Annotated in this window: 15 protein-coding genes; 10 read left to right on the top strand and 5 right to left on the bottom strand. The window is 68.1% G+C overall.

From position 1 onward, the window contains the following. Positions 1 to 347 precede the first annotated feature (347 nt). From BHD05_RS08990 to BHD05_RS08980, 3 genes are read left to right on the top strand one after another with little or no spacing between them, the layout of a single operon-like run. A complete protein-coding gene (locus tag BHD05_RS08990) occupies positions 348 to 1,655 on the top strand; it encodes a quaternary amine ABC transporter ATP-binding protein (RefSeq protein WP_161886130.1) in 1,308 nt (435 codons plus the stop codon). Further along, complete coding sequence (locus BHD05_RS08985; protein WP_161887450.1) at positions 1,655 to 2,587, top strand: ABC transporter permease; 933 nt, start codon at positions 1,655 to 1,657, stop codon at positions 2,585 to 2,587. The genes BHD05_RS08990 and BHD05_RS08985 overlap by 1 nt, the downstream gene beginning before the upstream one ends. Positions 2,588 to 2,629: 42 nt before the next feature. Beyond that, positions 2,630 to 3,538 (top strand): glycine betaine ABC transporter substrate-binding protein, encoded by a 909-nt coding sequence (locus tag BHD05_RS08980; RefSeq protein ID WP_161886129.1) that lies wholly within the window; start codon positions 2,630 to 2,632, stop codon positions 3,536 to 3,538. Between the two features lie 86 nt (positions 3,539 to 3,624). On the opposite strand, the gene BHD05_RS08975 is transcribed toward BHD05_RS08980, so the two are convergent. Genes BHD05_RS08975 through BHD05_RS08955 form a run of 5 tightly spaced genes read right to left on the bottom strand, consistent with a single transcriptional unit; the run spans position 3,625 to position 9,902 of the window. Further along, positions 3,625 to 4,893 (bottom strand): APC family permease, encoded by a 1,269-nt coding sequence (locus tag BHD05_RS08975; RefSeq protein WP_161886128.1) that lies wholly within the window; start codon positions 4,891 to 4,893, stop codon positions 3,625 to 3,627. Beyond that, positions 4,893 to 6,455: a dipeptide ABC transporter ATP-binding protein gene (locus tag BHD05_RS08970; RefSeq protein WP_161886127.1), complete on the bottom strand. Its 1,563-nt coding sequence runs from the start codon at positions 6,453 to 6,455 to the stop codon at positions 4,893 to 4,895. The genes BHD05_RS08975 and BHD05_RS08970 overlap by 1 nt, the downstream gene beginning before the upstream one ends. Beyond that, a complete protein-coding gene (locus tag BHD05_RS08965) occupies positions 6,452 to 7,297 on the bottom strand; it encodes an ABC transporter permease (protein ID WP_161886126.1) in 846 nt (281 codons plus the stop codon). The genes BHD05_RS08970 and BHD05_RS08965 overlap by 4 nt, the downstream gene beginning before the upstream one ends. Then, positions 7,294 to 8,235 carry an ABC transporter permease gene (locus tag BHD05_RS08960; RefSeq protein ID WP_202614178.1) on the bottom strand — a complete coding sequence of 314 codons (942 nt, stop codon included), beginning with the start codon at positions 8,233 to 8,235 and terminating at the stop codon, positions 7,294 to 7,296. The genes BHD05_RS08965 and BHD05_RS08960 overlap by 4 nt, the downstream gene beginning before the upstream one ends. A 23-nt stretch (positions 8,236 to 8,258) precedes the next feature. Continuing rightward, positions 8,259 to 9,902, bottom strand: coding sequence for an ABC transporter substrate-binding protein (locus tag BHD05_RS08955; RefSeq protein ID WP_161886125.1), 1,644 nt, complete (start codon positions 9,900 to 9,902; stop codon positions 8,259 to 8,261). A 76-nt stretch (positions 9,903 to 9,978) separates the two neighbouring features. On the opposite strand from BHD05_RS08955, the gene BHD05_RS08950 reads away from it, so the two are divergent. From BHD05_RS08950 to BHD05_RS08920, 7 genes are all read left to right on the top strand, one after another. Beyond that, positions 9,979 to 10,602: a TetR/AcrR family transcriptional regulator gene (locus BHD05_RS08950; protein ID WP_161886124.1), complete on the top strand. Its 624-nt coding sequence runs from the start codon at positions 9,979 to 9,981 to the stop codon at positions 10,600 to 10,602. A gap of 100 nt (positions 10,603 to 10,702) precedes the next feature. Then, complete coding sequence (locus BHD05_RS15715; protein WP_202614177.1) at positions 10,703 to 11,614, top strand: ICP22 family protein; 912 nt, start codon at positions 10,703 to 10,705, stop codon at positions 11,612 to 11,614. Positions 11,615 to 11,636: 22 nt separating this feature from the next. Beyond that, positions 11,637 to 12,452, top strand: coding sequence for a hypothetical protein (locus tag BHD05_RS08940; RefSeq protein WP_161886123.1), 816 nt, complete (start codon positions 11,637 to 11,639; stop codon positions 12,450 to 12,452). Positions 12,453 to 12,832: 380 nt separating this feature from the next. Further along, positions 12,833 to 14,800, top strand: coding sequence for a DUF222 domain-containing protein (locus BHD05_RS08935; RefSeq protein WP_161886122.1), 1,968 nt, complete (start codon positions 12,833 to 12,835; stop codon positions 14,798 to 14,800). A 230-nt stretch (positions 14,801 to 15,030) separates the two neighbouring features. Then, positions 15,031 to 17,634 (top strand): valine--tRNA ligase, encoded by a 2,604-nt coding sequence (valS, locus tag BHD05_RS08930; RefSeq protein ID WP_161886121.1) that lies wholly within the window; start codon positions 15,031 to 15,033, stop codon positions 17,632 to 17,634. Continuing rightward, positions 17,634 to 18,284, top strand: coding sequence for a hypothetical protein (locus tag BHD05_RS08925; RefSeq protein ID WP_161886120.1), 651 nt, complete (start codon positions 17,634 to 17,636; stop codon positions 18,282 to 18,284). The genes valS and BHD05_RS08925 overlap by 1 nt, the downstream gene beginning before the upstream one ends. Positions 18,285 to 18,338: 54 nt before the next feature. Next, entirely contained in the window at positions 18,339 to 18,587 is a 249-nt protein-coding gene (locus tag BHD05_RS08920; protein WP_161886119.1) for a hypothetical protein, read from the top strand. The last annotated feature ends 49 nt before the right edge of the window (positions 18,588 to 18,636 follow it).

Genomic DNA, 18,636 nt, shown 5'->3' with positions numbered 1-18,636 from the left:
CCGGATCGCTGCCAGCGCGGCGACACAGTTCTGTCTACCCCTGTAAAAGCACGGGGTTGACAAGCATGATCATTGCCCTCAAGCCAAAGCCGCGGCTATAATTGCCTACGAACTCTTCATCACCCCACACCAAGGCCGCGGCCCAGGACAGTCCCGAAAAGGGACTTTTCTGAGGCGTATGGTCGTGAATTCACGCAGCCTTTTGGCTGTTCTGCACAAGTCTTGCTCGCCGCTGGCACCCCATTGTGTCGCCGCTTGAGTAGCCACTCGCACTGTTGATTCCGACCCGTCCACGACAGCAAAGCCACCTCGCTCGAATTTTGTGTGTGCGTGCGCCAAAGGAAAACGTGAGCAGCACCTCTTCAGTTTCAGTCAAGAATTTGTACAAGGTCTTTGGGCGGCGTCCGAAGGATGCCGTTAAGAAGCTCCAAGATGGCGTGAGTCGCTCTGATTTGGGGGCGCACGAGACCGCGGCGGTCATCGACGCCTCGTTCGAGGTGAAGAAGGGCGAGATCTTCGTCGTGATGGGACTGTCCGGTTCGGGCAAGTCCACCCTCATCCGCACCCTGAACGGTCTGCTCGATCCCACGAGCGGATCCGTCACGGTCAACGGCATCGACATCTCCGACGTGTCGCCTGCGAAGCTCCGCGAGGTGCGCCAGAAGAACGTCTCGATGGTCTTCCAGCACTTCGCGCTCTTTCCGCATCGCACGGTGCTCGACAATGCGGCCTACGGCCTCGAGGTGCAGGGTATTCCCCGAGCCGAGCGACTCGAACGCGCCCTCAAGATCGTGAACATCGTCGGGCTCGACGGCTGGGCTGATAAGTACCCGTCGGAGCTCTCCGGCGGAATGCAGCAGCGCGTCGGCCTCGCCCGCGCCCTCGCCACCGAGACCGACATCATGCTCATGGACGAGGCATTCTCGGCGCTCGACCCACTGATCCGTCGCGAAATGCAGGAGCAGCTTCTCGAACTGCAGGCCGAACTCGGCAAGACGATCATCTTCATCACCCACGACCTCAACGAGGCGATGTTCCTCGGCGACCGCATCGCCGTCATGCGCGACGGACGCATCGTGCAGATCGGCACACCCGAGGATATTCTCACCGACCCGGCGAACGACTACGTCGCCCAGTTCGTGCAGGACGTCGACCGTGCCCGCGTGCTCACCGCGGCGACCGTCATGGAGCCGGCCCGCGCCGTCGTACCGCTCACCGCCGGGCCCCGCGGTGCGCTGCGGGTCATGCGTGATCTGCAGGCTGGGGCCGCGTTCGTACTCGGCCGCGACCTCACCCTGCTCGGCGTCGTCACCGACCGGCACGTCATGCGCCAGGTCAAGAGCAACGAGACCGACCTCTCCCTGGTCATCAACCAGGAGCACGCGTCGGTCCCGGCCGATGCCGCGCTCGTCGACCTGTTCGAGCTCGCCGTCGAAAGCCCGCTGCCCATCGCCGTCATCGACGACAAGCGCCGTCTGCTCGGGGTCATCCCGCGGATCACGCTGCTCGCCGCGCTCGGGAATGTACCGACGAACACGACACCGATCAACATCATCGAGCCCGTCTCGATCATTCCGGATGCCGAACTCGACGCGATGCTCGCCAGCCCCGAACCGACCCCTGCCGCAGCATCCACCGAGGGGACCCTCGCATGATCACCGACTTCCGCCTACCCCTCGGCGACATCGTCTCCGAGGGCATCGATGTGCTGACCGAGAGCCTCCGCCCCGTCTTCGACCTCATCAGGTTCGTGCTGCTCGCGCTCTACGATGCCGTCGAGTTCCTACTGCTCAGCCCGCCATTCTGGGTCATCATCCTCATCGCTGCCGGACTTGCATACTTCGTGAAGGGCTGGAAATTCGCCCTCGGCACGATCGTGGGACTGCTCGTGATCGTCGGGGTGAACCAATGGGACAACGCGATGGCAAGCCTCGCGCTCGTTCTCGTGGCAAGCGCCATTGCGATCGCAATCAGCGTGCCGCTCGGCATCATTGCCGCGCGCTCCGACCGGTCGTCAGCGGTCATCCGACCGATTCTCGACTTCCTGCAGACCATGCCGGCGTTCGTCTACCTCGTGCCCGCGTTGATCCTCTTCCGCATCGGCGTCGTGCCCGGCATCGTCGCGACAATCGTCTTCGCGTTGGCGCCAGGTGTCAGGTTCACCGAACTCGGCATCCGCGGGGTCGACACGGAGGTCGTCGAGGCTGGCCACGCCTTCGGCTCCTCGCCGTGGCGCATCCTGCGCCAGATCCAGCTCCCCCTCGCGATGCCGACGATCATGGCTGGAATCAACCAGGTCATCATGCTGTCCCTCTCCATGGTCGTCATCGCTGGACTCGTCGGCGGCGGCGGACTGGGCAGCGATGTCGTGCAGGCACTCAGCCGCATCGACGTGGCACTCGGTTTCGAGGCCGGCTTGGCGGTCGTGATCATCGCGATCTACCTCGACCGGCTGACGGCGGCGCTGAGCGGCAAGCGCCGCAAGATGTGGACGCCCTGGCGCCGGAAGGTGACCCCCACCGAGACCGCACCCTCCCCGGCGCCTGCCGCGGCAACCAAGGACGCCCCCGTCGGCGCATCCGTCTAGAAATTCCCCGTCAACACAGCAACAGCAACAGGAAAGGCAATAATGAATAAGTCCATCAAGACCGCTTTCGCTTTCGCGGGAGCCGCAGGACTCATCGCCCTCGCCGGGTGCTCCACAGACGCCGACGCCGGTTCCGACGCATCGGGCCTCGAGAACGGTGACGCCCAAGACGTCACGATCGCCGTCTTCAACGGCTGGCCCGAGGGCGAAGCCGTAAGCCACCTCTGGGCCGCCGTGCTCGAGGAAGAGGGCTACAACGTCGAACTCGAGTATGCGGATGTCGCGGCTGGTTTCGTCGGCCTCTCCTCCGGCGACTACGACCTCAACATGGACGTGTGGCTGCCCGGCACCCACGCGGAGTATCTCGAGGAGTACGGCGACGACATCGTCGACGTCGGCACCTGGAACACCGACGCGACTCTCAGCGTCGCCGTGAACGAGGACGCCCCGATCGACTCGCTCGCCGAGCTTGCCGACAACGGCGACCTCTTCGGCAACCGCATCATCGGCATCGAGCCGGGCGCGGGCCTCACGAAGATCACGCAGGAGAACGTCATGCCGACGTACAACCTCGACGCGTTCGAGCTCACCACGTCGTCGACGGCGGCCATGCTTGCCGAACTCACCGCAGCGACGGACGCCGGCGAGAACATCGCCGTGACCCTGTGGCACCCGCACTGGGCCTATGACGCGTTCCCGATCAAGGACCTCGCAGACCCCGAGGGCGCGCTGGGCGACGCCGAGGGCCTGCACACGTTCTCGCGTACCGGCTTCGGCGAGGACTACCCCACGCTGAACGGCTGGCTCGAGGACTTCGAGATGGAGACCGCACCGCTCGACTCCCTGCAGAACGAGATGTTCGGCAGCGGAGCGGACGCGAGCGAGTACGAGGAAATCGTGCAGACCTGGATCGGCGAGAACCAGGAATGGGTTGACGGCCTCACCTCCTGATTCCCACTCGATAAGTGAAATGGTCGTCCGCTTTGCGGGCGGCCATTTTTCGTGCGCGCGACGTGTGTCGCCCCGGACCCTTACTCTCACGTTCGCGCGGTTCCCCGCATCGAGGCGATCCGATAGGCCGCTCCCACCAGCAGCACCCCGACGCCGACGGCGATGCCGACGGGCGGCAGGGTCGCGACGAGGATCACGCACGCCACCGCCCCGAGCACCTGCAGCGCGCGCGGGTAGCGGCGCTCGGCCGCCGGCTGATGGAACGCGGCGACATTTGCCACGAAGTAGTAGAGCAATACTCCGAACGAGGAGAATCCGATCGCCCCGCGCAGATCGACGGTGAGCACGAGCACGCTGACGACAAGGGCGAGCACGACCTCCGCACGGTGCGGGACGGAGAATTTCGGATGCACGGACGCGAGCCAGCTTGGAAGGTCGCCCTCCCTCGCCATCGCGAGGGTCGTCCTGCCGATCCCGGCGAAGAGCGCGAGCAGTGCGCCGAGGGACGCTGCCGCAGCCCCGAGCCGCACGAGAGGGGCAGCCCAGTCCCATCCGCTCGCACGAACGGTGTCGGCGAGGGGCGCCACCGAGGAGGCCACCCCATCGGGGCCGAGCACGCCGAGCAGCGTGACGGCGACGATGCCGTAGACGACGACCGTGATGGCCAGCGCGATCACGATGGCGCGCGGAATAGTGCGCTCCGGGTCGCGTACCTCCTCGCCCATCGTGGCGATGCGTGCGTAGCCGGCGAAGGCGAAGAACAGCAGGCCGGCCGACTGCAGGATTCCGTATCCGCCGCCGGCAAGCAGCCCGCCGGGATCGGTCGCCTCCGCGAACCCCGCTGGGCCGCCGATGATACTGCCGCCGGCGGCGACCGCGACGGCGAGGGCGAGAAGCACGACCACGACGATCACCCGGGTGAGCGCGGCTGTGCGGGTCACCCCGCGGTAATTCACGGCAGCGAGGCCCACCACCGCGGCGACCGCGACCGGTCGCTCCCACCCGGCGGGCGCGGCGTAGAAGGCGAAGGTGAGCGCCATCGCCGCGCAGCTCGCGGTCTTGCCGATGACGAAGCTCCAGCCGGCGAGAAACCCCCACCACGGCGAGAGCACCCGGCGCCCGTAGACGTAGGTGCCGCCCGATTCGGGGTAGACGGCGGCGAGCTGCGCCGACGCGAGGGCGTTGCAGACCGCGACAACGGCGGCGACCACCAGCCCGATCAGCAGCCCGTTTCCTGCCGCGTGCGCTGCGGGGGTGAACGCGGCGAAGACCCCGGCGCCGATCATCGAGCCCAGACCGATGAACACGGCATCGGCGAGGCCGAGCTTCCGCGCGAGGGAGGGACGGCTGGTCATCAGGGCAGGATACGGCCCGCAGGTAACGAGTCGAGCAACTCCCGCGTGAACGGGTGGTTCGGGTTCGTCAGAACCTCGCTCGCCTCGCCGCTCTCGACGACAACACCGTGGCGCATCACGAGCACAGTGTCACTCAACTGGGCGATCACGGCGAGGTCGTGGGAGATGACCACGAGCGCGAGTCCGGTGCTCGCCTGCAGGTTCTGGAGCAGGGCGAGCACCTGGGCCTGCACCTGCACATCGAGCGCAGAGACCGGCTCGTCGCAGACGAGGATGCTCGGCCGCCGGGCGAGTGCGCGCGCGATGGCGACCCGCTGGCGCTGCCCCCCGGAGAGCTCGTGGCCGCGTCGCCCGAGGTGCACGGCCGAGAGCCCGACCTGCTCGAGCAGCTCGAGGATGCGGGCCGGGCGGTTGGCGCGTGTGTCGGTGATGGCGACGGCCTCGGCGAGGATGCGCCGCACCGTGTACCGCGGGTCGAACGACGACGCCGGGTCCTGCTCGATGAGCTGGATGCCGCCGCGCATCCGTCTCCGGGCGGACTCGGCGAGAGAGCTCCATCGGCTGCCGCGCAGCAGTACCTCACCGGAGTCCGGGCGTTCGATCGCGAGGAGCAGCCGGGCGAGGGTGCTCTTGCCGGAGCCCGACTCCCCCACGATGCCAAGCGTCGTGCCTGCCCGCAGCTCGAGCGACACGTCGTCGAGGGCCACCGTCGTGGTGCGGTGCGGTGCGGGGTACTGCTTCACAAGGGAGCGTGCCGCGAGCACAATCTCGCCCCCGTCGCGCCGTACGGCGTGCCCGGTCGGCACGGCGTCGAGCAATGCCCTCGAGTACGGATGCGTGGGGTTGGCGAGAAGGTCGGCGGCCGCGGCGGTCTCGACGATGCGGCCGTGCTGCATGACCGCGATCCGGTCGGCGATCTGGGAGACGAGGGAGAGATCGTGGCTCACGAGCAGCAGCGCGAGCCCCGCCTCCTTGAGGCTGCCGAGCAGCTCGAGAATCTTCGACTGCACGGTCGCGTCGAGCGCCGTCGTCGGCTCGTCGGCAACGAGGAGCCTGGGTGCTGCGGCGAGAGCGGAGGCGATCAGTGCGCGCTGCCGCAGCCCTCCGGAAAGCTCGTGCGGGTACTGCCGGGCGCGCGTCTCAGGGCTGGGAATCGCGACGTTCGAGAGCATCCGCAGCACCCGCGCGTCGACCTCGGAGCGCGAGAGCCCGCCCTCGTGCACCTCTATTGGCTCGGCGACCTCGCTCGCGATCCGACGCATCGGGTCGAGCGAGACGAGGGCGTCCTGGCTTACGAGGCCGACGAGGCGCCCACGGACCGAGCGCCACTCGGCTCCGGTGTAGGCCGACGCGTCCACACCGGCCACCACGAGTTCGTCGGTACTGACGTCTGCGCCGTCGGGCGCGAGGCCGAGCAGGGCGCGGGCGGTGATCGTCTTCCCCGATCCCGACTCCCCGACGATCGCGAGGCACTCCCCGGGAGCGATGTCGAAACTCACCCCGTCGACCACGGTTCTCCGCCCGAACCGCACCCGAAGGTTGCGCACGGAAACGAAGCTCATGCCGCCCTCCCCTCTCCACGCGCCCGAAGGTAGCGACCGAGCACGCTCGCCGAGATCACCGTGACGGTCACGACGAGTCCGGGGAACACGGCGATCCACCAGGCGGTGCCGAGGAAGTTGCGCCCCTCCGAGAGGATCAGGCCCCACTCGGGTGTCGGCGGCTGCGCGCCGAGACCGAGGAAGCTCAGGCCGGCGGCCGACGCGATCGCCGTTCCGAAACCGATCGTCGCCATCACCAGCAGCGGGCCGAGGGTGTTGGGCACAACGTGGCGAAGCACATTGCGCCATCTCGGCACCCCGAGGATCACCGCGGCACGCACGTAGCCGGAACGTCGCACGGTGAAGGTCTGCACCCTCGCAACCCGTGCATAGACCGGCACGGAGGCGAGGGAAATCGCGATGACGAGACTCACCGGGCCGGGGCCGAGAATTGCGATGACGAGCAGCGCAAGCAAAAACTCGGGGAATGACATGAGCACCTCGATCACTCGCGAGATCGCGCTGTCGACCAGTCGTGGCGCGAGGCCCGCGAGGGTGCCGACCAGAAGCCCCGCGGTCATTGCGATCGTCGTTGCCAGAACCCCGATCGCGAGGGAGTAGCGAGCGCCGTAGACAACGCGCGCGAAGACATCCCTCCCGGTCTGGTCGGTGCCGAACGGATGCTCGACACTCGGCGCCCGCAGCGCCTGCAGCACCTGCGTCTGGATTGGGTCGGCGCTCGTGAACAGGGCGGGTGCCGCGGCAGCGACGACGAGTACGAGCAGGAACGCGGATGCCGCGATCGCGCCCGCGAGCCCGGCTCGCGGCGGCCGGAGCCGGGTCCTGCCGAGTGTCACTGTCATGTCGCCGCGCTCCCGGTGCGCAGGCGCGGGTCGATCCATCGGTAGAGCACGTCGACGGCGAGGTTGAGGAGGGCGAAGGTCACCGCGGCGAGCAGGATGATCCCGAGCACCACGGGGAGGTCGCGGTCGATGATCGCGCGGAGGGTGACCCGCCCGAGTCCCGGCCGCGCGAAGACCGTCTCGACCAGCACGGCGCCGCCGATCAGGGTGCCGACGAGGTAGCCGACGAGGGTGACGCTATCGGCCGCAGCGTGCCGCAGGGTGTGCCGGAGCAGCAGGCGGCCGCCGCCGAGCCCGCGCGCGATGGCGGTCGTTGCGAAGGGCTGCGCCGACGCGGCATCCAGCCCCTGTCGGAGCACTTGGCTGATGATTCCGGCGACCGGCAGGGCGAGGGTCAGCGCGGGCAGCACGAGGGCGCGCAGGCTGCCCGTCTCTGCGATGGGGAACCAGCCGAGCTGGAAGACGAAGACGGCGATGAGCACGAGGCCGGTCCAGAACGTCGGCGATGAGACGGCGGTGAGCTCAACAAGCGACACGATGCGGGTGGAGCGGCGTCCGCGTGCGGCGAGTGTCGCGATCGCCGCGAGCGAGAGAGCGAAGGCGAGGGCGAGCAGAGTGAGCTGCAGAGTCGCGGGCAGTTGCTCGCCGATCACCGACGAGACGCTTTGGCGCAGCTGGTACGACTCGCCGAGGTCGCCCGTCACTAGACGCCCGAGGTACTGCAGGTAGCGGGCGAGCGGCGGGTCGTCGAGGCCCCAATCCGCGCGGATCTGCGCCTTGACCTGCTCGCTGACCTGCGCCTGCACTCCCAGCATGACGTCGACCGGGTCGCCGGGGATGAGGGTCAGCGCGAGGAACCCGGCCGTTGCCGCGCCCCAGACCACAAGAAGGAGCCCGCCGAGGCGCCCGAGAAGCCAGCGCGCTGACGCACCGGGCACTCGACGCTTCGACGGGCCCAGCCTCACGACCCCTGGACCTGGACGCCGTAGAACAGCGGTCGGCCATACAGATCGAAGGTGAGGCCGGTGACCGAGTCGCTGAACGCGGTGATCATCGACGGCACGTACAGCGGCACGATCGCGACGTTCTCGGCGTTCCACTGCTGAAGCTCGGTGTAGAGGGCCGCGCGCTCGGTCGGATCGCTCGTCGCGACGGCATCCTCGAGCAGGGTGTCGATGGCGGGATCGCTCAGGCCCGACGCGTTCTGGAACCCGTCAGTGTGCAGGTGGCTGCGCAGCAGGTCGGCGTCGACGCCGGAGAAGCCCCAGTCGGTGATGTCGAACGTCTTGGGTCCGTACTGCTCGTTGTAGGCGGCCGGTTCGAGCGCCTCGCGCACGATCGCGAAGCCGATCCCCTTGAGGTCGGACTGGATGACATCGGCGAGGCTCGCCCGGTCGTCCGGGATGGGCGTGTACGCGATCCAGCGGGCACTCAGCCGCTCGCCGTCCTTCGTGCGGTAGCCCTCGGCATCCCGCTCGGTCCAGCCGGCCGCGTCGAGCAGCTCGTTCGCGCGGTCGACGTCGACGGCTGGGCGCTGCTCGAGCGAGCTGTCGTAAGAGTCGGGGGTCGTCGGGCCCAGGATGCTCCAGGCGCGCGGGTACTGGCCGAAGAAGATGCCATCGACCGCATCCTGCGGGTCGAACCCGAGCTGGAATGCCTGGCGCACCTTCACATCGGCAAACACGCCGTTGTTCTGGTTGAGGTAGAGGGAGTAGGGCAGCCCGGGCAGCTCGACCGAGTTGACGGTGATGTCGTCGCCGAGGCTTCCTACGGTGCTCGGGGTCACGTTGCCAGCCACCTGCACCTCGCCGCTCGCGAGCGCGCCGGTGCGCACAGAGGGCTCCGGCAGGATGCGCACGACGAGCTCGTCGAGGTCGCTCGCGCCGCTGTGTTCCGCGCTCTCGGGCGCCCAGTCGTAGTCAGGGTTCGCCGTGTAGACGATCTCCTGGTCGGGCGTGTACTCGCTCAGCACGAACGGGCCGGTGCCGACCGAGATGCCGGGGCCGCCGGTCTTGAGCTCGTCGGCCTTCTCGTCGAGCACCGCGGGTGAGTAGAAGCCCAGCTGCGAGGTGCTCACAGCCTGCAGGAACGGTGCGTACGGCGTGCTGAAGTCGAATCGCACGGTGAATTCGTCGACCGCCTCCGCACCGAGGTAGGAGCCGCCGTCGGCACTGTAGCCGATCATGCTCGCCGCCTGGGCCGATGCCGTTTCCGGCGCGGTGACGTGCTCGAAGTTCGCGACGACCGCGTCGGCGTTGAAGGGCTCTCCGTCGTGGAAGGTGACATCCTCGCGCAGGGTGAACTCGTAGTGCAGCTGATCCTCGGAGATCTCCCACTTCTCGGCGAGCCAGGGCTGGAAGCTTCCGTCGAGGTCCTGGGCCACGAGCGAGTCGAAGACTGCCCGCTGCACGAGCGCGCTCACATCAAGCTGGCTCGAGTGCGGGTCCATGTGTCCGGCGCTGAGGTTCGCCCCCTCGATCGCGTAGGTGAGCGACTGCTGGTCGCCCTCGCTGCTCGCCGCGGTGCATCCCGCGAGCAATCCGGCAATCGCGAGGGCGGCGACGGCCCCTGCTGTTCTGAGCGAGCGTGGGTAGCGAGCGGGCATGCGTGAATCTCAATTCTTTTGCTGGGGAATACAACCATCCTACAATAAGTGGACTCAGTCGATTAAAGGGGGTCCGTTGACGAACGCGCGCGGCCGACCCCACGCGTCGTCCTGCGAAATGCTGCAGGAGGCCGCGTTCGACCTGTTCCTCGAGAACGGCTACGCCGGCACGACCGTCGCCCAGATCACCCAGCGCGCCGGGGTCAGCCGGGCGACGTTCTTCAACTACTTCTCGGCGAAGAGCGACGTGTTCTGGATCGACCTCGACGACGTGCTCGCGCGCCTGCCGGACGCCCTCGCCGCGACGGATGCTCGCGCTCCGGTAATGCAGGCGATGTGCTCGGCGATCGTTGCGGCCAGCACGGCGCTGGGGCCAGCCAAGGTGCCGTGGGCACTCACCCACCTGACATTGGTCGGCGATATCGGCGAGCTCCAGTCGTCAGCAATGTCGAGGCTCGCGAGCCAGGCGCGCGTTCTGAGCGAGTTCATCACGACACGCATCGGGGGCGATGCCGAGTCGGCGCTGATCGCGCGATCAGCGAGCTTCGGGGCGATCGGAGCGGTCATCGCGGCCGCCCAGACGTGGGCAGACGCGAGCACGAAGCGGGGAGAGCTCGGGCCCTACCTTTCGGCAGCGCTGGCGCCACTGTGTCACGGGGTTCAAGCCGCCATCGACGCCATGCCGCCCGGCGAATTGTGAGGTCCGGGCTTGCCCGCCTAGGCTGGCCCCGGCCGCGGTAGTCCGCGGCCACCGTTGTATTCGCTCGCGGAATCGTCCGCGACGGCATCCGAGGGGCAGAATGACCAACGACACCCCGCCCGAGCGGCTCGATCCCACCGGCAAAGGCAGCGACGACAACCCGCCCACCGAAGGCAAGCCGGAGGATGCCCCCACCGAGACGATCTCGAGCGCGGACGCCGGCGACGCGGGGCCCGCCGATGGGAAGCCCGCTGATGGGGAGCCCGGCGATGGCGAGCCCAGTGATGGCGAGCCCAGTGACGGACAGGCCACTGAGACGTTCGACCATCAATCCGGAGGCGCCGCGACCGCCCCACTCGGGACAGGCCTCTATAGCGCCACGCCGTTCGGCGCCGACAAACTCGGGGCAACCCAGCCTCTCGGGGCCACGCCACCGACCGGCGCCACGCAGGCGTTCACTCCCCCGACGCCCGCCGGGGGGTATGGGGCGGCCGGGTTCGACACCGCCCTCTTCGGCGCGTCTCGGGCCGCGCAGCCAGCCACTGCTCCAATTGACGCCGCGCCGGTCAACCCATCCCATGCTGACGCGAAGTCGCGCGGACCTCTCATCGCGGTTCTCATCCTCGGCGCGGTCATCGCCGTCGCCGCGACGATGATCATCTTCACCCTCGTCACGCGCGCCGACGGGCCGCAGGTCGCTCCGGGGCCATCCGTGGAGCCGAGCTCGACGCCGACACCGACTAGCACGCCCGAGTCGACGCCGACGCCGGAGCCCACGCCGATACCGGAACCGACACCCGAACCGGCACCAGAACCGGCACCAGAACCCACCCCCGCGCCGGCCCCGGAACCGACACCGGAACCCACCCCTACTCCGACTCCGACACCCGAACCGGCACCAGAACCGGCACCGACACCGACACCGACCGAGACAACGCCGCCGCCCGCCGCGACCGATCCCCCGGCGGAACCTGCGCTTCCCATCGTCCCCGGCGAAGCCCCGACCGGCTGACCCCACACAAAACGCAGCGATCATGAGCGACGACACTCCGACCGGGCGATTCGATCCGAACGCGCCCGATCCGACGACCCCCGCATCCGACTCGGACGACACGCCACCCGACTCGGGCGACGCTCGCACCCGCCGTTTTGACCATGCCGGCGACGACGCGCCAACCGAAAAGTTCACGGCTTCGGGCGCGCCAGCCGGCGACGAGACTCCCACCGAACGCTTCGCAGGGCCATCGGGCAGGTCCGAAACGCAGCGACTCCCGCCGCCACAAGGTCCGCAGGGTCCGCGTCCCGTGCTCGCGGAGCGGACCGCGACCACGTCGCGAGGTCCGATGATCGCGTTTATTGTCATCGCCGCCGTGCTTCTTCTCGCTCTCGCGCTGCTGCTGTACAACCTGGCGACGCGCGACCCCGAAACGGTGCCCGCGCCCGCGGCGTCTCCCGAGGCATCCGAGGTCCCCACTCCGACGCCAACTCCGTCGGAACCGGAATCAGAGCCAGTCCCTGACCCGACGCAGAGCGAAGAGCCGGTGGACGACCAGGGCGCGGCATTCACGACGTTCTCCCCGGAGAGCGGGACTCCGGTCAGCTGCCCGGATGACACGTCGTCGATCCCGCTGACGTTCGAATGGACGAGCACCGGCGCGGAGGCTGCGTGGATCGGAGTCGGCACAAACGACGCCAAGGCCGAGCCGTTCGCGGAGGTCGACACCTCCGGCGTGTTCACCGACATCTCGTACCAGTGCGCCAACCCGAGCGAAATCTATACCGTAACCCTCGACGACGGTGCCGGAACGCTGACCCACGCCACCGTCACGCTCGAGCGCGCCCTGGGCTAGACGTATCCGGCGGCGATGCTCCGTCGTGTCGTTCCCGGAGCGGGAGCGGTGCGGCCTGTCCTCGGCTCGAGGAGGGTGGGCGGCGGGGCCGCCTGGGGCCTCGCGCCTGCACCCCGCCCGGGTGGATCGGCTGTAGGGCTCCGCTGCTGGCTCCAGGCGCGGGCGGCGTGGACACGGCTGTCTTGTCCTCCCCAGGGTCGCGGCGGGGGTAGTTTTCCGCGGCTTTCGCGGGGGTGGCGGGAATGTCGGTGGTATGTCGGTGGTGGGGTGTGGGCTGTGGTCATGAACGGAATCCGGGTGTCGGTGTGGGGCTTGTGGCTCGGCGCGCACGGTCCGGTTTGGGCGTGTCGAGTGTCGGTGGGTGGGTATTCACTATGGGTATGAGCAGCTATCGGTGGACGGCGGAGGAGCAGGCGGAGCTTGCTGAGTCGATGCTGCAGTTCAATATCGAGGCGGATGCGGAGATGGCGGCACGTGGGTACCGGCCGGGGGTTGGTTTGCCGTTTGAGGGGATGCCGGCGGGGTTGTTCCCGCATGATCCGGATTTGGATGACCCGCGCTGGGCTGATGAGGACGATTACCCGGGCGTCCCCGACTGCCCCGGCCAGCCCGGCCGGGCCGGCGAGGCCAGCCAGGCCGGCCAGCCCGGCCAGGCCAGCCAGGCCGGCGAGGCCGTCCAGGCCGGTGCTGGGCTTGATGGTGGTCGTGGGTATCCGTTTGGGGTCGCGGCGGGGCCGGGTGGGGCGGGTGAGGCGATGGGGCGGCTGATCGATGCGTTGGAGCGGGTGGAGCAGGGTATTGCGGGGCTGATGGGTGATCGGGCGGTGTTGTTCGAGCAGGCCCTCGTGCTGGCCGAGGCGGGCACGGATCGCACGAGGGCGGGCAGCCGGCAGTTGGCGTTGCGGAGTGTGCGGGCGGAGCTGGGGGCGGCGTTGCGGATCCCGGAGCGCACCATCGACGCTCTGCTGGGGGTCGGTCGCAGTCTGGTCCATGAACTCCCGGCCACCCTCGAGGCTCTGCGGGGAGGGTTGATCAGTTACCGGCATGCGCAGGTCATGGTCGATCAGACCGCAGGTCTGCCTGCTGCTGCTCGGGTGGTGTTGGAGGGGCAGGCTCTGCCCTATGCGAGACGGTTGACGGCGTCGAAGTTTACGCAGAAGGCGCGGGTTCTGCGGGAGTTGCTGGATCCGGACTCGATCACACAGCGCCATGCGCGGGCGCGGGAGGACCGGGAGGTGCGTCTGGACCCGCAGCAGGATGGTCTGGCGTTGCTGTCGCAGCTGCTCCCGGCACCGGAGGCTGTCGCGATCTTCACCCGCCTCACCGACACGGCGATAGCCCTGCAGGGGCCGCTGGAGGTGCGTACTCTGGCGCAGTTGCGTGCCGACATCTTCAGCGACGTCATGCTCGACAGCACCACCACGACGGCCGGAGATGACAGCGGCAACGTCGACCGCAACGTCGACCGCAACGACACCGGCAACGGCAACGGCAGCGGCAACGGCAGCGGCAGCGGCAACGGCAGCGGCAGCGGCAGCGGCAGCGGCGGTGACGGCCCGCTGGGCATGGTGTCCCGCCGCACCCGGCGTGGGGTAGCTCGCCGGAACCGGGCGGTCCGGGTCACGCTGATGCGCGCTGGCCGGAGGGTCGGCTGGGGGCGGTCCGGGATCCGCGGGAGGGGGTCGCTGCGGGACCGGTACTTCGACACCCGACCGAGGCTCAGCGTCACGGTGCCTGCTCTCGTGCTCCTCGGAATGAGCGAGGAGCCCGGGTCCCTCGACGGGTACGGGCCGATCGATCCGAACACGGCGAGGCTGCTCGCCGCCGGCGCGCCGGGCATGATCCGCCTCCTCACCCACCCCGAGACCGGAGCAATCCTCTCCGTCGGCAGGGACCGGTACCGGGTACCCACCGATTTGCGCAACTTCCTACGGGTACGCGATGAGACCTGCCGCTTCCCGGGCTGCAGCAGGCAAGCGGAACAATGCGACATCGACCACACCCTGCAATGGCAACACCAACATCCGACCGCCCACTACAACCTTGCCCATTTATGCCCGAAACATCACACCATCAAAGACGAAACCAACTGGGCAGTCGCCCACACGCGCGATGGCACCGGCGCCCTCGAATGGACCTCCCCCGCGGGGCGGACACACATCACCGAACCGGCAACCATCATCACCAGCGGAGTACACGACAACCTCCAACGCGCCCTCCATACCGCAGAGCACACCCAGGGAACGGACCAGACAGCGGACGAAGCAGCGCGCGCCCAGAGAACCGACGACCAGAGAACCGACGCCCGGGGAGCAGACGCCGAGCACGAGGACCCGCCACCGTTCTAAGACGCCCGCCAGCCCGGCTTCGACACGGTCACTCCGCGACCTCCTCAACCGGCAGGCTCACGGTCGCCGCGCGACCTCCTCAACCAGCAGGCTCACGGTCGCCGCGCGACCTGCTCAACCAGCAGATCCACGGTCGCTGCGCGACCTCCGGTACGATTGCGTCACACCCCCACACTCAGGCACCACTGAATCACTGACTCGGTGCCGCACATATTGAACCGGAGTTTCACGTGTCTGCAGCCATACCCGAAAAACCAGCCCTCGAAGGCCTCGAGAGCAAGTGGGGGGCCAGCTGGGAGTCTTCCGGCACCTACATGTTTGATCGCGCTGCCGCTCTCGCCGCAGGCCGCGACGGTGTCTATTCCATCGACACTCCCCCGCCGACGGCATCCGGCTCCCTGCACATCGGCCACGTGTTCAGCTACACACACATGGACCTCGCCGCCCGGTACCAGCGCATGCGCGGCAAGCACATCTTCTATCCCATGGGCTGGGACGACAACGGGCTTCCCACCGAGCGCCGGGTTCAGAATTATTACGGCGTGCGCTGCGACCCGACCCTCGGCTACGCAGCCGGCTTCGAGCCACCGCTCAAGGGCGGCGAGGGCGCCTCGTCGAAGGCCGCCGACCAACTTCCCATCTCGCGCCGCAACTTCATCGAGCTCTGCGAGCGGCTGACGGTCGAGGACGAGAAGCAGTTCGAGGACGTCTGGCGCGCACTGGGCCTCTCGGTCGACTGGACCCAGACGTACCGCACGATCGGCGACCCCGCCCAGCGAGTGGCGCAGCGTGCATTCCTGCGCAACCTCGCCCGCGGGGAGGCCTACCAGGCCGAGGCGCCAACGCTGTGGGACATCACGTTCCGCACGGCTGTCGCGCAGGCCGAGCTCGAAGACAAGGAGCAGCCTGCGGCCTACCACCGCATCGGCTTCGCCAAGCCCGACGGCGAGCCGCTCTTCATCGAAACGACCCGCCCCGAGCTGCTCCCGGCCTGCGTTGCCCTCGTTGCGCATCCGGATGACGAGCGCTACCAGCACCTGTTCGGCACCACCGTAACGACGCCGCTGTTCGGTGTCGAGGTTCCGGTTCTCGCCCACCACCTCGCCCAGAAGGACAAGGGATCGGGCATTGCCATGATCTGTACCTTCGGCGACGTCACCGACGTGGTCTGGTGGCGCGAGCTCGACCTGCCTAACCGCACCATCATCGGCGCCGACGGCCGGATCATCGCCGACGCCCCCGACGCCATCGTCTCGGATGCCGCGATCGAGGCCTTCGCGGAACTTGCGGGTAAGACCGTGTTCAGCGCCAAGAAGCGTGTAGTCGAACTGCTGCGCGAGAGCGGCGACCTGGTGGGCGACCCCAAGCCGATCATTCACTCCGTGAAGTTCTTCGAGAAGGGCGACAAGCCCCTCGAGATCATCTCGACGCTGCAGTGGTACATCTCCAACGGTGCCCGCGACCCCGAGCTGCGGACCAAGCTCATCTCCCGCGGCAAGGAGATCAACTTCACCCCCGAGCACATGCGCGTCCGCTACGAGAACTGGGTCGGCGGCCTCACCGGCGACTGGCTCATCTCCCGCCAGCGATTCTTCGGAGTGCCGATCCCCGTCTGGTACGAACTCGACGCGGACGGCAACAAGGGAGCCGTGATTGTGCCGTCCGAGTCGTCACTGCCCATCGACCCGTCCTCCGATACGGCTCCCGGCTACGACGAGCGTCAACGCGGCGAACCTGGCGGATTCGCTGGCGAGATCGACATCATGGACACTTGGGCGACCTCGTCGCTCACCCCGCAGATCGCCGGCGGCTGGGAGAGCGACCCCGAGCTCTTCGACCTCGTCTTCCCGTACTCGCTGCGCAGCCAGGGGCAGGACATCATCCGCACTTGGCTGTTCTCGACGGTGCTGCGTGCCGAGCTGGAACATGGTGTCGTGCCGTGGAAGAACGCCGGCATCTCCGGATTCATCGTCGACCCCGACCGCAAGAAAATGTCGAAGTCGAAGGGCAACGTGGTGACCCCCGCCGCGATGCTGGAGACCCACGGGTCTGATGCCGTTCGCTACTGGGCGGCCTCCAGCCGGCTCGGAACGGATGCTGCATTCGACCCGCAGAATCCGAAGCAGATCAAGATCGGGCGCAGGCTCGCGATCAAGGTGCTCAACGCCGCGAAGTTCGTCTACTCGTTCCCTACCCCCGCGGCCTCGCCGGTTGAGGCTGTTGAAACCACCGTGACCAACCCCCTCGACCTCGATTTGCTCGCCGAGCTCGGCCGAGTCGTCGAGACCGCGACGATCGCGCTCGACGGCTACGACCATGCGAAGGCGCTCGAGAGCACCGAGCAGCTCTTCTGGACCTTCTGCGACGACTACCTCGAACTCGTGAAGGAGCGCGCGTACGGCGCCGCGACCCCAGCGGAGCAGGCATCCGCCGTCACCACGCTCCGGACCGCCCTGGACGTATTCCTTCGGCTGTTCGCACCGTTCATCCCCTTTGCGACAGAAGAGGTCTGGTCGTGGACCCACGAGGGCTCAGTGCATGCAGCGCAGTGGCCCACCCCGACGATCGATCGCTCCCCCACCGGGCTGCTCGGCGTTGTCGGTACCGCGCTCATCGGCATCCGTCGCGCGAAGACCGATGCAAAGGCCTCACAGAAGACCGAGGTGCTCTCGGCCATTGTGCATGCACCGACCGAGCGACTCGCGCTGCTGCGCCTGGCTGCCGAAGACCTCAAGGCCGTGGGGCGCATTGCGGAGCTGCACTTCGTCGAGGGTCCCGAGATCACCGTCACCGATGTGGTGCTCGCCGAGGCGCTCGTGGAGGCGACGGACTGATGAGCGTGCGCGTCGGCGCGGGGCTTCGGATCGTTGTCGCCCTCGTGTCGGCGCTCGCTCTCGCCGGATGCGCCACCACGGCGCCGCCCGGCGGCGAGCCGGATCCGGCGTCGAGCAGCACCGATCCGCCCAGCAGCGACCCTCCCAGCAGCGACCCTCCCAGCAGCGACCCTCCCAGCACCGCCGAACCCGTGCTGCGCCGGCCGCTCGTGCCTGTCACCGCACGCGAGCTGCTCGAGTACTGCCCCGCAGCCGACGCCCAGCACTTCGATGGCGATATCGTCGCGGTGCTCAATATTTACGTGTGCTCGGCGAGCGACATCCTGTCGACCAACGGCGGCGGCGAAGGCGAAGACGGGCGCGATAGCGGCAACGGCGCGTTGCCGGACGTGCAGCGGGCCAGTCGCGTCATCGCCGGCGGCGATGACCTCCTCGCGGCCTACTCCGCACCGAACGAGCCCGCCACCACGGGCGCCTGCATCCAGCTCGCCGCCGACCCGCTCATCGTGTGGGTGGGTACCTCGGCAGGAATCACGCCCGTGTATGCGCCTGTCGACGAGTGCGGGTTCCCCACCCGGGCCGCCACAGAGGCCTTCGACGGCGTCGAGCTCGAAACCATCCTGGAAATCCGCTCGGACCCAGCAGACTAGGCCAATCAGAAGCCAACCAGAAGCCAACCAGAAGCCAACCAGAATAGGAGCACCATGCAACTCGGAACGCGCTGGCCCATCGGAGGCGAAGTCCCCGACCGCGTCCCGGCCGCCGTCGTCTCGGCCGTGAACGACATCGAGTCGGAGCTGACCGGCACTGACACAAGCCAGTGGCGTTGGACCCTCACATGGCTCGAGGGGCGGCCCATCGTCGACCTCGACGACGGAACCGTCATCCGCTACGACGACGTCAGCGACGTCGCACTCGTGGCACACCGCGACGACCCGGAGGACGACGACTAGGCCTCTCGACGCACCGTCTCCGACGGGCATACCCGCACGCCGCCGGCTT

It is taken from the genome of Marisediminicola antarctica (assembly GCF_009930795.1).
GTDB lineage: Bacteria > Actinomycetota > Actinomycetes > Actinomycetales > Microbacteriaceae > Marisediminicola > Marisediminicola antarctica.
The sequence above is the reverse complement of the archived record's forward strand: the minus strand, read 5'-3'. Positions and strand labels throughout refer to the sequence as shown.

What these genes read in the sequence shown, in the direction of transcription:
- BHD05_RS08920 (WP_161886119.1), top strand. Translation starts at nt 18,339, where the DNA reads ATGCAACTCGGAACGCGCTGGCCCATCGGAGGCGAAGTCCCCGACCGC.
- BHD05_RS08980 (WP_161886129.1), top strand. Translation starts at nt 2,630, where the DNA reads ATGAATAAGTCCATCAAGACCGCTTTCGCTTTCGCGGGAGCCGCAGGA.
- BHD05_RS08935 (WP_161886122.1), top strand. Translation starts at nt 12,833, where the DNA reads ATGAGCAGCTATCGGTGGACGGCGGAGGAGCAGGCGGAGCTTGCTGAG.
- BHD05_RS08925 (WP_161886120.1), top strand. Translation starts at nt 17,634, where the DNA reads ATGAGCGTGCGCGTCGGCGCGGGGCTTCGGATCGTTGTCGCCCTCGTG.
- BHD05_RS08955 (WP_161886125.1), bottom strand. Translation starts at nt 9,902, where the DNA reads ATGCCCGCTCGCTACCCACGCTCGCTCAGAACAGCAGGGGCCGTCGCC.
- BHD05_RS08940 (WP_161886123.1), top strand. Translation starts at nt 11,637, where the DNA reads ATGAGCGACGACACTCCGACCGGGCGATTCGATCCGAACGCGCCCGAT.
- BHD05_RS08970 (WP_161886127.1), bottom strand. Translation starts at nt 6,455, where the DNA reads ATGAGCTTCGTTTCCGTGCGCAACCTTCGGGTGCGGTTCGGGCGGAGA.
- BHD05_RS08975 (WP_161886128.1), bottom strand. Translation starts at nt 4,893, where the DNA reads ATGACCAGCCGTCCCTCCCTCGCGCGGAAGCTCGGCCTCGCCGATGCC.
- BHD05_RS08965 (WP_161886126.1), bottom strand. Translation starts at nt 7,297, where the DNA reads ATGACAGTGACACTCGGCAGGACCCGGCTCCGGCCGCCGCGAGCCGGG.
- BHD05_RS15715 (WP_202614177.1), top strand. Translation starts at nt 10,703, where the DNA reads ATGACCAACGACACCCCGCCCGAGCGGCTCGATCCCACCGGCAAAGGC.